Source organism: Actinomyces timonensis DSM 23838 (assembly GCF_000295095.1).
GTDB classification, from domain to species: Bacteria; Actinomycetota; Actinomycetes; order Actinomycetales; family Actinomycetaceae; genus Actinomyces; species Actinomyces timonensis.
On record NZ_JH806634.1, the window covers coordinates 171,059 to 184,060 of the forward strand.

The window sequence follows — 13,002 nt, forward strand, 5'->3', positions numbered from 1 at the left end:
AGGGTAAGCGAGTGGCGTGGGACGCAGCGCCGCTACGCTGGGAGGCATGAACGAGTCCCAGGCCGGCGCCGCGCCCCGCACAGCTCTGAACGCAGCGCCGAACACTGTGCCCACCGTCACCAGCGCGCCGACGGCGAGCCCCGCCCACCAGCGCGAGACCATCCCCGCCGCCCAGGGCGGGGGGCGGATCGACTCCGAGGTCGGCCGCCTGCGCGAGGTCGTCGTCCACCGCCCCGGCGCGGAGGTCGCCCGCCTGACCCCGATCAACGCCAATAGACTCCTGTTCGACGACGCCCTCGACATCTCCCTCGCCCAGGCCGAGCACGACACCCTCACCGCGATCCTGCGGGAGCACGGCGTCATCGTCCACGACTTCCGCGACCTGCTCGCCGAGTCCCTCGCCGTGCCCGAGGCCCGGGCGCTCGTCCTGGAGCAGGCGGTGGGCCCCGAGGCGGTCGGCCTGTCCACCTCCGAGGTGCTCACCGCCTACCTGTCCGGCCTGCCCGACGCCGAGCTCGCCGACATCCTCCTGGCGGGCCTCACCCGCGCCGAGCTGCACGACCGCCTCGACGCCTCCGACTCCAAGACCCTGTTCGCCACGACCTTCCTGTCCACCCTCGAAGGGCAGTTCGTCATCACCCCCCTTCCCAACCACCTGTTCACGCGCGACGCCTCGTCGTGGATGTACGGCGCCTGCCATCTCAACCCGATGGCGCTGGCCCCCCGTCGCCGCGAGACCGCCAACTACGAGGCGGTGTACCGCTACCACCCGGCCTTCGCCGACCGGGCGGCCCTCTGGGCGGCCCCGCACCACGCCACGCGCGCCACCGTCGAGGGCGGCGACATCCAGGTGATGGGCAACCGGACGCTCGTCGTGGGGCTCTCGCACCGCTCCACCGCCGCGGGCGTCGAGCGCCTGGCCTCCCGCCTCTTCGCCGACGGGGCGGCGGACCGCGTCATCGGCGTCCACATGCCCGACCGCGCCTTCTACACCGAGCTCGACGCCGTCATGCACCTGGACACCCTCATGTCGATGGTCGCCCCGGACACCTACCTGCGCTTCGCCGGCTTCGACGACGTCACCACCGTGGAGATCGAGCCCGGCCCCGCCCACGGCTCCCAAGCCCCAGGGCTGAGCGTCACGATCCATGACGGCGCCGAGATGGACCAGGTCCTGGCCCGGGCGGCCGGCATCGACTCCTTCCGCATCATCAGCCCCGATATGACCGACGAGGCCGAGGCCCTGCGGGAGCTGGCGCGGGACTCCTGCAACGTCGTCGCCCTCGCCCCGAACCTCGTCATCGGCTACGCCCACAACCGGCGGGCCAATGAGGCGCTGCGCGCCGCGGGCGTCGAGGTGATCGAGACCCCCGGTGTCGAGCTCGTCCGCGGCCGCGGCGGCGGCCACTGCATGACCTGCCCCATTACCCGCGACGCCGTGTGAGCGATCTGTGACCGGGGTTGATCGCCGATCCTTTGACAGTCACGATGCGCCCGGTCTAGCATCGGACTAGCAGCTAGGGATGAAATAGTTCCCCGAGCACTGATCCGTCGAGGCCCTGCACCTGAGTGCAGGGCCTCTTCGCGTGAACGAGGGGACTCATGCTTCTGGCGTACATCGATGAGACTGGCGAGCCTGGCGCCTACGTCTCTCCTCATCATGATCGGTACAAGACGAGCCCAGCCTTCGGCTATGCCGGATTCGTTATTCCGGAGACCTCAGTGTGGGACTTCGCTTCGAGTTTCCAGCGCAAGAAGAGGGAAGTCTTCGCCTCGGAGGTCGAGGGCGTCGAGAATCCGGGTCGATGGGAGCGCAAGGGCGCGAGTATCTTCCGCCAGAAGACGTTGCTGAGCCATCCGCAACAGTTCCGCGTCTTCTCTGGGCTCGTCAAAGAGCTTCGCAGGAGAGACGGGAGTCTGTTCTATTACGCTGATGAGAAGCCTTTGGGTACTCCGAAGCAGACGCTCTTGGATCCCGAGGAGAGAGAAGCCAACGCGATGAGGGAGGCTCTCAATCGCCTCGCTAGATACGCCGATCACCGTGGCGAGAACATTCTTGTGATGATCGATCAGATCAACGAGAAGACGCGAGTCGAGCGTGTCGCCCGCATGTATGGCCATGTCTTCAATCGTGTGAAGGATTATCCGGAGATACGAAGGCTGGTTGAGCCGCCGATGCACATTGATTCCAAGCTGAGCGCATCCGTTCAATTCGCCGACTGGGTTGCCGCATGGGTGACTCGGGCGATCGACTACCAGCTTGTGCGGGACTCGAGGCATCGATGGGTGGTCGATGCCGAACCGCTCAATGATCTCAAAGGGGTGTTCACTTACGAATCAAAGCTGCATCTCCATGAGCGCACTGTCGAGGATATTAACAACTCGGAGATACTTGCCCGTTTCCGACCGATCTATCCTGTTCCTCACGGGCATCTCATTGGTGCCAGTGTCGACCCCGATGTCGCAAGGAAGATGAGAGGAATCGCGGAGGCCTCTCGGCGTCGACGGCGACAAGAATGAGGTGGAGCGCTCCGCCCGGGGGTCAGGCGGCGGGCTTGGGCCGGTAGGCCGTCAGCTTCCCCGTGTTGTCGTAGCCGATCAGCAGGTCGCCGTCATGGAAGTACCTCCACGAATCGATGTCCCCGATCAGGATCGCGCCCGATTCCCCGCTCGAGCCGGGGTCGACGAGGCGCAGATAAAGGTTGTGATCGCGCACCTCGCGGACCTCGGCAAGAGGCCCGAACCCGCTGAGTCCGATGTAATTGATCGTCGCCGGTGTGCAGTCTTTGTCGCTTTTGCTGCCGGCCTTGCGGACAACGGAGTTGACATCAGCCAGCGAGAGAGTGGAGCCTCCGTGCTCGAGTTTGTTGAGGCAATCCGCGCCCGTCAGCGAGATCGACATCGTCGACGGCGCCCAGGAGGTGTCGGCGTTCTCGATCCAGGCGCGCGCCTGGGCGACGCTCACTTGCGTGGGCGAGTACGGGAATGTGGCGTAGTTCTTGGAAAGGCTCTGGGAGATATCGCCCAATGACGAGCCATCAGAGGAGTAAAGGGTGATCCGCGTGCTCCCGGAGCTCTTGTCCGTCGAGGTGACCAGCCAGCCATCAGACAGGTTCACCCAGGTGTCATCCGATGTGATCGAGCCCATGGACTGGGCTGATCCATCATCAAGGTCCAATGCGAGCAGCTCCCCATCACTCGCCCCGTTCCCGGGTTTGATCCCACTCGTCACCGCGGCGTACCTGCCGCCGGACGAGAAACCCAGCCTCACGCGGAGATCAGTGTTCGTCGAGTCGATCGTCGTCCTCCAGCGCTCGTCGTAGCGGGAGGTCCACAGAGCGCAGTCATGGCCCTCGCAGGCCACGGCGGCGCTCGGCGAGACACTGACCACCGCGTCCGCCGACCACGGGGCGCGAACGCGCTCCTGGGTGTCGATGTCGATGAGCTGGTCTCGGTCGATCACCCAGTTCTTCCACACCCCGATGCTGCTCAGGGCGTGGTCCAGGGTCTGCTCCCAGACGGCCTCGACGCCGTCGCCGGTCTGCCGCAGCACCGTGATGACAGTGGAGTCACTCTGGACGACGATGCGGACGAACTTGTCGCCCGCTGGCCGGACCTCGGTCCGCTCGCCTTTGCCGGGAGCGTCGTAGGTCCATGCCTGCTCGGCGCCGTTGAGCCAGTTCGTGCTCCAAGGGCTGATCGCGCGCAGGGTGAGATCCTCCGGCGCCTGAGGGGATGACGCGCCCAGCAGCGCGTACGCCGACGCCCCGCCCGCCAGGAGCAGGCTGACGGCCAGGACGATCGACATGAGCGCGCGCCTCCTGGCGTGGGCGCTCCCGGGCGGAGCCCCGGCGGCGGACCGCCGCTGAGGATCTGGGGAAGGGGACGGATCTGCGGCCATGACACCGAGGATGCCACGGATCTCGGCCGCGGGGCATGGGCCGGTCGACCCGCCAGCGCCCGTCTCCGCCCCTGATGCGCAACACCTCGGGGCTCACCATGACCTGCGGCTCTGCGCGACCATTGCGACGGCGAGCCATGGATACGCCGACCTCTGGCTATCCTGGGGGCGTGACTCCCATTTCCCATGCGCGGATCCGCGGAGAGCTCGACCTGGGGGCTCTCCGGGAGAAGGACCGCACCGGCCTCCTGGCTGATATTGACAGGATTGTCGTCTGGGATATCGCCCTGACCAGCCGCTTCCGCGGTTTGACACGCCGCGACGGTATCCTCCTCCACGGCCCCGCGGGCTGGGGTGAAGTCGCCCCCTTCTGGGACTACGACGCCGACGTCTCCGCGCCGTGGCTCGCCGCGGCCCTCGAGACGGCCACCGGCATCGGCCCCGGGGGAGCCCCCGCGCCGCAGCACCCCGTCGTGCGGGCCCACATCCCTGTCAACGTGACCATCCCCGAGGTGGGGGAGCAGCAGGCCCGCGAGATGGTGGTCTCCTCGGGCTGCCGCACGGCCAAGGTCAAGGTCGCGGGGCGGCGCGATTCCATGCGCAAGGACATCAAGCGGCTGGAGGCCGTCCGGGACGCCCTCGGCCCCGAGGGGCGCGTCCGCATCGACGCCAATGGGTGCTGGGACCTCGACGCCGCCGCGCGCCACATCCCCATCCTCGACCGCGCCGCGGGCGGCCTGGAGTACGTGGAGCAGCCCTGCTCCGATGTCCACGACCTCGCCGCGCTGCGCAAGCGCCTCAGTGTGCCGATCGCGGCGGACGAGTCCATCCGCCTGTCGGACGACCCCCTCGCCGTCACCCGCCTGCGGGCGGCGGACCTGGCGATCCTCAAGGCCGCCCCCCTGGGAGGGGTGACCCGCGCCCTCGCGATGGCCGAGCGGCTCGGGCTTCCCACCGTCGTCTCCTCCTCCCTGGACACCACCATCGGCCTGTCCGAAGGGGCCCGCCTCGCGGCAGCGCTGCCGGTGCTCGGGCGCGCCTGCGGGCTGGGCACGATCCGACTGCTCGCGCGCGACGTCGCCGTGCCCTCGGCCGTCCCCGTCAACGGCTCCCTCGCGGTGCGCAAGCCCCACCTGTCCAAGGCGATCCTCGGCGCAGTGCTCGCCGGCGAGGAGACCGTCTCCCGGTGGCAGCCCCGATTCACCCATATGCTCGGGGCGCTGGCCGCCCGACGGGAGCGGGAGGCGCGCGACGCCTCGAGCGCCGTCGGAGGCCTGCCGATCTGATCCGCGCCACCCGCGCCCGTAACGAACGAGGACTGATGCAGCCCCCCTCACTGACCGCTGCCGCTGCCATCGTGGAGGCCCTCGTGGCCGCGGGCGTGAACTGGGTGGTTCTCAGCCCCGGATCGCGATCCGCCCCCATGGCCTACGCCCTGGCCGAGGCCGAGGACGCCGGGCTCCTGGGGCTGCGGGTCGTGCTGGACGAGCGCAGCGCGGGCTTCACCGCCCTGGGCATGAGCCGCGCGGCGCTCCTGGCCGGCCAGCGCGCCCCCGCCGCCGTCGTCACCACCTCGGGCACCGCCGTGGCGAACCTCCACCCGGCGCTCGCCGAGGCCGACGCCGCTGGCATCCCCCTCCTCGTCGTCTCCACCGACCGCCCCCACGAGCTCGTGGGCACCGGCGCGAACCAGACCACCGAGCAGGCGGGCATCTTCGCCCTCGCCCCGCGCGCGACCGCCGACATCCCCGCGGATCTCACCGCCCCCGCCGGTCTGGGGGAGGAGGCCGGGCGGGCCTCCATCGCCGGGCAGGTGCGCAGGGCCGTGCTCGCCGCCGCCGGGACACTGACCCGGGACCCGGGCCCCGCCCATATCAACGCCCGATTCCGCCCGCCGCTCGCGCCAGTGGACGGGCCGATCCTGGGCGACTCGCCGGGGCAGGGCGCGAGCGCCCCGAGCGCCCTGATGTCCCCGAGCGCCCAAGGCTTCCAGGGCGCCTGGGGCGCCTGGGGCGTGCCCGACGACGCCGAGGCCCAGGTCCCCGCGCCACGGATCATCTGGGAGGCTCCCGCCCCGCCCTCAGGCGCCGCGGATGAGCCGGGCCGGGCCCGCGGGCTCGTCGTCGCGGGCGACTGCCCGGACCCGGCCCTCGGCGACATCGCCGCGAGGGTGGCTGAGCGCCTCGGATGGCCCCTCCTGGCCGAGCCGACCTCCGGGGCCCGCCACGGAGCCACCGCCCAGCCCCGCTATGCCGAACTGCTCGCCACCAGCGCGGGGCGGGACCTCGCGGCGCGGGCGAGCCACATTCTCGTCGCCGGCCACCCCAGCCTCAGCAGGCCCATCAGCGCCCTCCTGGCGCGCGAGGACGCGCGGATCAGCGTCCTGGCCGATCGGGCCAGGATCACCGACGTCGCCGGGACCGCCGGGCGCGTCATCGCCGTCGATCCCGCCCCCACGACCACTGGCCGCGCCGACCAGGCGGAGCGGATCGCGGGCCTCCTCGGGGCCGCGGTGCCGTCCTGGGGCGCCGAGTGGAGGAGCGCCGTCGCCGCCCTCGAACCACCCTCGGTGGCAGGGAGCGATGCCGCCCTCGACGCTGACGACGCCGCCGTCGCCGTCTGGGAGTCCTGCGCCCCCACTGGCCAGGATGGCGAGGCGCCCCTGCTCGTCGTCGGCTCGTCCATGACGATCCGACGACTCGACCGGCTGGCGCCCGGGGGCGCGCCCGCGCCCGCCGCCGTCGCCAATCGGGGCCTGGCCGGGATCGACGGGACGATCGCCACCGCCACCGGGCTCGCGCTCGCCTCCGGGCGGCCGGTGCGAGCGATCATGGGGGACCTGGCCTTCATCCACGACGCCATGTCGCTCGGGCGCGGCCGGCTTGAGCGCGAGCCCGACCTCCAGGTCATCGTCCTCGACGACGCCGGCGGGGCCATCTTCAACGGCCTGGAGTACGCGCGCGTGCCGGGGGCTGGGAGATTCCGCCGCCTGTTCTCCACCCCGCAGCACGCGGATGTGGCCAATATCGCGCGGGGGATGGGCATCGAAGCGGTCGACGCCCCTGATCGGGACACCCTCCTGCGCCTCCTCGCCCAGCCCGTGCGCGGAACGAGCGTGGTCAGGGTCCCCTTACTCTCCTGAGGGCGGCGCTGGGGCGAGGAGCCGGGCGAGTGGACGCCCGAGCGACCTGTGCCTCGCTCACTGGTCGACCTGGCGCGATGCCATATGATGCGACGGCTCGCTAGTCGGTGGTCGCCTGCCCCGTCCACGGCCCCGCACGAGGATCCCCTCGCACAGGCTGGTCACAGGTAGCGAGAAGGGACGGCACGGCCTTGTTGGCTTGTCTGGCTTCCGCACAGGATGAAGGGGCGAGCCCCGAGGAGGAGAACATGAGCACCTACGACGAGTCGAACGGCCAGCCCATCGGCCAGGACGGCGCCACGGGCCCGACCGCGCCGACGGCGCCGACCGAGACCTACGCCTCCGCTCCCGCCGCCCCCGCTGGCTACAACTTCGATCACGGCGCCCAGGCCGGTCCCTACGCCCCCACGGACACGTTCGGCGGGCCCGTTGCCACGGGCGGCGCGGGCGGCGTCGACGGGGCCTTCCCCGCGGCCTCCCCGGCTGCCGCCCCCCCGAAGGAGAAGCGCGGACCCGGCTGGGGCGCCATGATCTCCATGACCGCGGCTGCCGCGCTCCTCGCCTCCGGGGGCACCTTCGCCGCCGTTCACTACGGCGGTGACGGCGCCTCCCCGTCGCAGGGCTCCGCCTCCGCGCCCACCGCCGTCGCCACGGGCTCCACCACGCAGACCGTCACCTCCCAGGGCACCACCCCGGACTGGCAGGCCGTCACCGCCGCCGTGTCCAACTCGGTCGTCTCGATCACGGTCCAGGTGGGGGACAGCGGCGCCGTCGGCTCGGGCGTCGTCTACGACTCGCAGGGGCACATCCTCACCAACCAGCACGTCGTCGCGGGCGCCACGAAGATCATGGTGACCCTCGCCGATGGGCGCATCTACGGCGCCGACGTCGCGGGCACGGACGCCAGTACGGACCTGGCTGTCATCAAGCTCAAGGACGCCCCGAGCGACCTCACCGTGGCGCAGATCGGCGACTCCGACTCCGTCGCGACCGGGCAGGGCGTCATGGCGATCGGCAACCCGCTCGGCCTGTCCTCCACGGTGACCACCGGCATCGTCTCCGCGCTCGACCGCCCCGTGGTCACCACCCAGGAGAGCACGGACGGCTCCTCCGGGGGCTCCGACCAGCCCCAGCCCCAGCAGACCCCGCAGCAGGGCGGGCTGGGGGGCCTGCTCAACGGTCTCCTCAACAAGAACCGGAAGCCGAGCACGCAGGTCTACACGAACGCCATTCAGATCGACGCCGCCATCAACCCCGGGAACTCCGGCGGGCCGCTTTTCGACGGCAGCGGCAAGGTCATCGGCATCACCAGCTCGATCGCCTCGACGGGCGGCTCCAGCTCCTCGGGCGAGCAGTCCGGGTCCATCGGCATCGGCTTCGCCATCCCCGCCAAGCTCGCCCAGAAGGTCGCCGACCAGCTCATCGCCAGCGGCAGCGCCTCGCACGCCTACCTGGGGGTGAGCATCGGCGACGGCGGCGCGGAGGCCGATGGCACCCTGCGCGCCGGCGCGGAGGTCGGAAGCGTGGAGCAGGGATCGCCCGCCGCCAACGCCGGCCTCAAGCAGGGCGACGTCATCACCGCGATCAACGGCAAGACCACCAGCCAGGCGGCGGCGCTCACCGGCTTCGTGCGCCAGTACTCGGCGGGCGACCAGGTCAAGCTCACCGTCATCCGCGACGGCAAGTCCCAGGAGATCGAGGTCACCCTCGCCGAGAAGACCTCCTGACCCCTCCGCCGAGACCGGTCGAAGTTAGGAGGCGGGTTCCCGGACCGGTCTCGATCAGGGGAGGGCGCCGAGAGCGCCGAGCATGGGGCGCATCTTCGCCCGGGTCTCGGCGAGCTCGTCGTCGGGATCGGAATCCGGCATGATCCCGCCGCCACCGAAGACCCTCACAGGCCCGCCGGGGGCGGTGATGCTCCCGCTGCGAAGCGCGATGCACCACTCGCCCTCGCCGTGCCAATCGACCCAGCCCACGGGCCCCGCGTAGCGCCCGCGGTCCATGCCCTCGACCTCCTCGATGATCCGCCCCGCCGCCTCGCGCGGGGTCCCGCAGACCGCCGCCGTCGGATGCAGGGCTCCCACGAGGGACAGGGCGCCGGTGTCCCCGGCCACCACGCCGGTGATATCGCTGGCCAGATGCAGGACATTGGGCAGTTCCAGGAGGAATCGCTCGGGCGCCTCGACCACCGAGCACAGCGGGGTGAGCGCCTCGATGGCGGAGGCGCGCGCCAGGGCGTGCTCGCGGTTGTTCTTCTCCGAGCCCTCCAGCCACGCCGCCAACTCGGCCGTCCGCCGAGGAGTGTCCCCGGGATGGCGCCGGGCCGTCCCCGCCAGCACCCGGCTCGCCAGCCTCCGGCCGGCCAGGCGCAGCAGCATCTCCGGCGAGGCGCCGACCATCCCGTCGACGGCGAAGGTCCAGCACGACGGATAGGCGCGTCCCAGGCGCCCCAGGATCGTGCCCGCGGGCAGCGGCTGGCCGGGGGTGACCAGGACGTCCCTGGCCAGGACGACCTTGCGGGCCTCGCCGGCGCGCATCCGCTCGCAGGTGGAGGCCACGGCCGCGCACCAGCTCGCATCATCGAGGGAGCCGGTCTCCACGAGCGCCCCGCTCCCTCCCGCGCTGCCGATCGCCGCGGGGGCCGGCGACGCCGCCTCCAGCAGCCCGGCGAGGATCGCGCCGTGATCGGGGTGCTCCACGGCCTCCTCGGCTGACGGCCCCGAGTCGTCAGGGCTCCCGGGGCCGCCGTCCCCGGGGGTGGGGACGGCCGTCGTCATCCACGCCCCGGCCTCATCGAGGCCCACGATCACCTCGGGCACGAGCAGCACCGAGTGGGCCTCCGAGCGATCCGAGAAGGCGATCGTCCCCAGCGCCACTGGCCCGGTGCCGGGCCGCACGAGCGGATCGCGCCACCAGGAGGCGTAGACGGTCGCCCGCCAGGCGCGGCGCAGCTCCTCGATGCGGCCGGGACCGCGCGCGCTCAGGACGAGCGCCCGGCCGAGCCCCACGAGCCCGCGGCCGTGGCGCACCCAGGAGACGACGTCGTCGCGCCCGGTGAGCAGGTCGAGCAGCGGCGTGCCATCGAGGGCGCCGGGCGGCAGGGCGGTGGTGAGGAAGGACAGGCGCGCGGGGCGCGCGGCCGCCTCGTCCGCGGGCAGGAGCAGCGGCTCGGCGCTCCCGCCCGGCGCAGCGCCGCTCACGGGCGCGGCTTGGTGGCGCGGTGGACGGCGACGATCCCGCCCGACAGGTTCTTGTAGCCCACGCCGCGCCAGCCGGCCTCCTGCATGAGGGCGGCCAGGGCGCGCTGGTCGGGCCAGGCGAGGATCGACTCGCCCAGGTAGTCGTAGGCCTCGGTGTTCGAGGAGAGCAGACGCGCCATCGCGGGCAGGGCGGTCCCCAGGTAATAGCGGTAGACGCGGCGCAGCGCGGACCTCTCAGGGGAGGAGAACTCGGCGATGACGATCCGCCCGCCCGGCCGCGTCACCCGTGCCATCTCGCGCAGGGCCTTCGAAGTGTCCTGCACGTTGCGCAGCCCGTAGGAGATCGTGACGACGTCGAAGGAGTCGCCCTCGAGGGGCAGGTCCATCGCGTCGCCCTCGACGAACTCGATGCCCGGGTGGCGGCGCCTCCCCTCGGCGACCATCCCGGGGGAGAAGTCGCAGGCGACGACGTCGGCCCCGTCGGCCGCGTAGTCGACGGCCGAGGTGCCCGTGCCGGCGGCGAGGTCGAGGACCCGCATCCCGGGAGCGGCGGCGACGGCGGCGCGGGTGACCCTGCGCCACATGCGCACCTGCCACAGGCTCATGACGTCATTGGTGAGGTCGTAGCGGTGCGCGACCGCGTCGAACATGCCCGCGACCTCGCGGGGGTCCTTGGAGAGGGAAGCTCGGCTCATGGCCCCATCATTCCAGGAACTCGTCGCCGACCTCGCCGCGCTGGCCGGCTCGGGCACTACCGCCATGGGGGACCCAGGTCCTAGGGGGAGGCGTTATTTAGATACGGTTCCCAGGCGTAAATCACTTGTCTGACAACTTGTCCCCCGTCACAAGGAAGTGCTTGAATCGTTGCGATCGCGCAGGTGGGGCGCTCGGGGTGGTCAAGGACCGAGACCGAGCTGTCATCTCGGTAGAGTCTTCCCTGGCCCGCCATGCCGGATGGGTCACATGGCCCGCTGCCCGCGCGCCGACACTGCTGTGGGCTCCCCGCCAGGGCCATGGCATGAGATTCCCGAAGGAGACTGGCCGATGAGGATCGCCCCCACGAGCCGCAGCGCCCCGCTGGCGCAGCAGCCCGCGCGCGGGAGCGATCTGACCGCCGACGCCGTCGTCGTCGGCGCGGGCCCCGCCGGCTCATCGGCCGCCTACCATCTGGCCACCCTCGGCCTCGACGTGCTCCTCGTGGAGAAGAACGAGCTCGGCCGGGACAAGGTCTGCGGCGACGGCCTCACCCCCTCGGCAGTGCGCGAGCTCGCCTCCATGGCCGTGGACACCACCGGCTGGCAGCGCAACGTCGGCCTGCGCGTCATCGGCGGCGGGCACCGCCTCACCTTCCCCTGGCCCGAGCAGGCCTCCTTCCCCTCCTACGGGATGGCCCGCCCCCGCGCCCAGCTCGACGCCGACCTCGCCGTCCACGCCCAGCGCGCCGGCGCCCGGCTGCTGACCGGCGTGACCGTCACCGGTCCGGCCCTGACCCCCTCGGGGCGCGTCGTCGGGGTCGACGCCAAGCCCACCGCCCGCGTCGAGGCCCCCGGCATCGAGGCCCCCTCGCGCCTGAGCGCCCCCCTCGTCATCGACGCCGGCGGCGTCTCCGCCCGCCTGGCCACGGCCGTGGGACGGGCCAAGAACGAGCGCAAGCCCCTGGGCGTGGCCGTGCGCGCCTACTTCCGCTCCCCGCGCTCCGACGACGAGTGGATGGAGTCCCAGCTGGAGCTGTGGGACGGCAAGCCCGGCGAGTCCGACCTCCTGCCCGGTTACGGCTGGATCTGGCCCGTGGGCGACGGCGTCGTCAACGTCGGCCTCGGCTCCGTCTCCTCTCGCGCGGCCACCACGCGCATCGACTACCGCGCCGCCTTCGCCCGCTGGACGGCCAACTGCCCGGCCGAGTGGGGCTTCACCCGGGACAACCAGGTCGGGCGTCTCGCCTCCGCCGCGCTGCCCATGGCCTTCAACCGCAAGCCCCACTACGCTGACGGGCTCATGCTCCTGGGCGACGCCGGCGGCATGGTCTCCCCCTTCAACGGCGAGGGCATCGCCCAGGCCCTCATGTCCGGGCGCCTGGCCGCCCAGGCCGCCGCCCAGGCGGCCGTGCGCTCCACCCGGGCCGGCCGCGAGCAGGCCCTCGCGCAGTACCCGGCGGCCCTGAGCGCGGAGATGGGCGGCTACTACACGCTCGGGCGCCTCTTCGTCGCCCTTATCGAGCACCCCGAGGTCATGCGGATCTGCACCCGCTACGGGCTGCCCCGCAAGAACCTCATGAAACTCGTCACCAAGCTCCTGTCCGACGGCTGGGAGCGCCGCGGCGGCGACGCCATCGACCACTTCATCCAGCTCCTCACAAGGATGGTGCCAGCAGCATGAATCCGTACGTCTCACTGCTCATCATGGCCGGGGTGGCGCTCGTCGTCGCGCTGGGCGGGCTCGCCCTGTCCGCGATCATCAGCCCGAACAAGACCAACAAGGTCAAGGTCGCCAACTACGAGTGCGGGATCGACCCCACCCCCGTCAACACCGAGACCGGGCGCTTCCCCGTCTCCTTCTACCTCGTGGGCATGACCTTCATCATCTTCGACGTCGAGGTCGTCTTCCTCTACCCCTGGGCCACCGCCTTCGCCCGGCTCGGGTTCTTCGGGCTGTCCGCCGCCCTCGTCTTCATCGCCCTCATCACGGTGCCCTACATCCTGGAGTGGCGCCGCGGCGGTCTGGACTGGGACTGAGCGGGACACGACGGAAGAGAGGCACGC

At 71.5% G+C, this 13,002-nt stretch carries 10 protein-coding genes; 7 read left to right on the forward strand and 3 right to left on the reverse strand.

Features of this window, described 5'->3' with window-relative positions; translation table 11 throughout:
• The first annotated feature begins 46 nt into the window (after nucleotides 1-46).
• Together A1QA_RS0111070 and A1QA_RS0111075 are read left to right on the forward strand one after the other, a co-directional pair.
• Complete coding sequence (locus A1QA_RS0111070) at nucleotides 47-1,444, forward strand: arginine deiminase (RefSeq protein ID WP_017178972.1); 1,398 nt, start codon at nucleotides 47-49, stop codon at nucleotides 1,442-1,444.
• A gap of 158 nt (nucleotides 1,445-1,602) precedes the next feature.
• Nucleotides 1,603-2,520 (forward strand): DUF3800 domain-containing protein, encoded by a 918-nt coding sequence (locus A1QA_RS0111075; RefSeq protein ID WP_017178973.1) that lies wholly within the window; start codon nucleotides 1,603-1,605, stop codon nucleotides 2,518-2,520.
• A 22-nt stretch (nucleotides 2,521-2,542) separates the two neighbouring features.
• Here A1QA_RS0111075 and A1QA_RS0111080 read toward each other — a convergent pair whose 3' ends face one another.
• Entirely contained in the window at nucleotides 2,543-3,808 is a 1,266-nt protein-coding gene (locus A1QA_RS0111080; protein WP_017178974.1) for a hypothetical protein, read from the reverse strand.
• A gap of 263 nt (nucleotides 3,809-4,071) precedes the next feature.
• On the opposite strand from A1QA_RS0111080, the gene A1QA_RS0111085 reads away from it, so the two are divergent.
• From A1QA_RS0111085 to A1QA_RS14545, 3 genes are all read left to right on the forward strand, one after another.
• Nucleotides 4,072-5,187 carry an o-succinylbenzoate synthase gene (locus tag A1QA_RS0111085; RefSeq protein WP_017178975.1) on the forward strand — a complete coding sequence of 372 codons (1,116 nt, stop codon included), beginning with the start codon at nucleotides 4,072-4,074 and terminating at the stop codon, nucleotides 5,185-5,187.
• Between the two features lie 35 nt (nucleotides 5,188-5,222).
• Nucleotides 5,223-7,043, forward strand: coding sequence for a 2-succinyl-5-enolpyruvyl-6-hydroxy-3-cyclohexene-1-carboxylic-acid synthase (gene menD, locus A1QA_RS0111090; RefSeq protein WP_017178976.1), 1,821 nt, complete (start codon nucleotides 5,223-5,225; stop codon nucleotides 7,041-7,043).
• A 248-nt stretch (nucleotides 7,044-7,291) separates the two neighbouring features.
• Nucleotides 7,292-8,770 (forward strand): trypsin-like peptidase domain-containing protein, encoded by a 1,479-nt coding sequence (locus A1QA_RS14545; RefSeq protein WP_017178977.1) that lies wholly within the window; start codon nucleotides 7,292-7,294, stop codon nucleotides 8,768-8,770.
• 54 nt (nucleotides 8,771-8,824) lie between these two features.
• On the opposite strand, the gene A1QA_RS0111100 is transcribed toward A1QA_RS14545, so the two are convergent.
• A complete protein-coding gene (locus A1QA_RS0111100; protein ID WP_017178978.1) occupies nucleotides 8,825-10,243 on the reverse strand; it encodes an isochorismate synthase in 1,419 nt (472 codons plus the stop codon).
• Nucleotides 10,240-10,938, reverse strand: coding sequence for a demethylmenaquinone methyltransferase (locus A1QA_RS0111105; RefSeq protein ID WP_017178979.1), 699 nt, complete (start codon nucleotides 10,936-10,938; stop codon nucleotides 10,240-10,242). Before A1QA_RS0111105 ends, A1QA_RS0111100 begins: the two co-directional genes overlap by 4 nt.
• A 349-nt stretch (nucleotides 10,939-11,287) precedes the next feature.
• Here A1QA_RS0111105 and A1QA_RS0111110 point away from each other — a divergent pair, with 349 nt between their 5' ends.
• Nucleotides 11,288-12,619 carry a geranylgeranyl reductase family protein gene (locus tag A1QA_RS0111110; RefSeq protein ID WP_017178980.1) on the forward strand — a complete coding sequence of 444 codons (1,332 nt, stop codon included), beginning with the start codon at nucleotides 11,288-11,290 and terminating at the stop codon, nucleotides 12,617-12,619.
• Nucleotides 12,616-12,975 carry an NADH-quinone oxidoreductase subunit A gene (ndhC, locus tag A1QA_RS0111115; protein WP_017178981.1) on the forward strand — a complete coding sequence of 120 codons (360 nt, stop codon included), beginning with the start codon at nucleotides 12,616-12,618 and terminating at the stop codon, nucleotides 12,973-12,975. The genes A1QA_RS0111110 and ndhC overlap by 4 nt, the downstream gene beginning before the upstream one ends.
• Nucleotides 12,976-13,002 lie beyond the last annotated feature (27 nt).

Coding starts and splice junctions, on each gene's coding strand:
- A1QA_RS0111075 (WP_017178973.1), top strand. CDS start 1,603: ATGCTTCTGGCGTACATCGATGAGACTGGCGAGCCTGGCGCCTACGTC.
- A1QA_RS0111080 (WP_017178974.1), bottom strand. CDS start 3,808: ATGTCGATCGTCCTGGCCGTCAGCCTGCTCCTGGCGGGCGGGGCGTCG.
- A1QA_RS14545 (WP_017178977.1), top strand. CDS start 7,292: ATGAGCACCTACGACGAGTCGAACGGCCAGCCCATCGGCCAGGACGGC.
- menD (WP_017178976.1), top strand. CDS start 5,223: ATGCAGCCCCCCTCACTGACCGCTGCCGCTGCCATCGTGGAGGCCCTC.
- A1QA_RS0111110 (WP_017178980.1), top strand. CDS start 11,288: ATGAGGATCGCCCCCACGAGCCGCAGCGCCCCGCTGGCGCAGCAGCCC.
- A1QA_RS0111070 (WP_017178972.1), top strand. CDS start 47: ATGAACGAGTCCCAGGCCGGCGCCGCGCCCCGCACAGCTCTGAACGCA.
- A1QA_RS0111105 (WP_017178979.1), bottom strand. CDS start 10,938: ATGAGCCGAGCTTCCCTCTCCAAGGACCCCCGCGAGGTCGCGGGCATG.
- ndhC (WP_017178981.1), top strand. CDS start 12,616: ATGAATCCGTACGTCTCACTGCTCATCATGGCCGGGGTGGCGCTCGTC.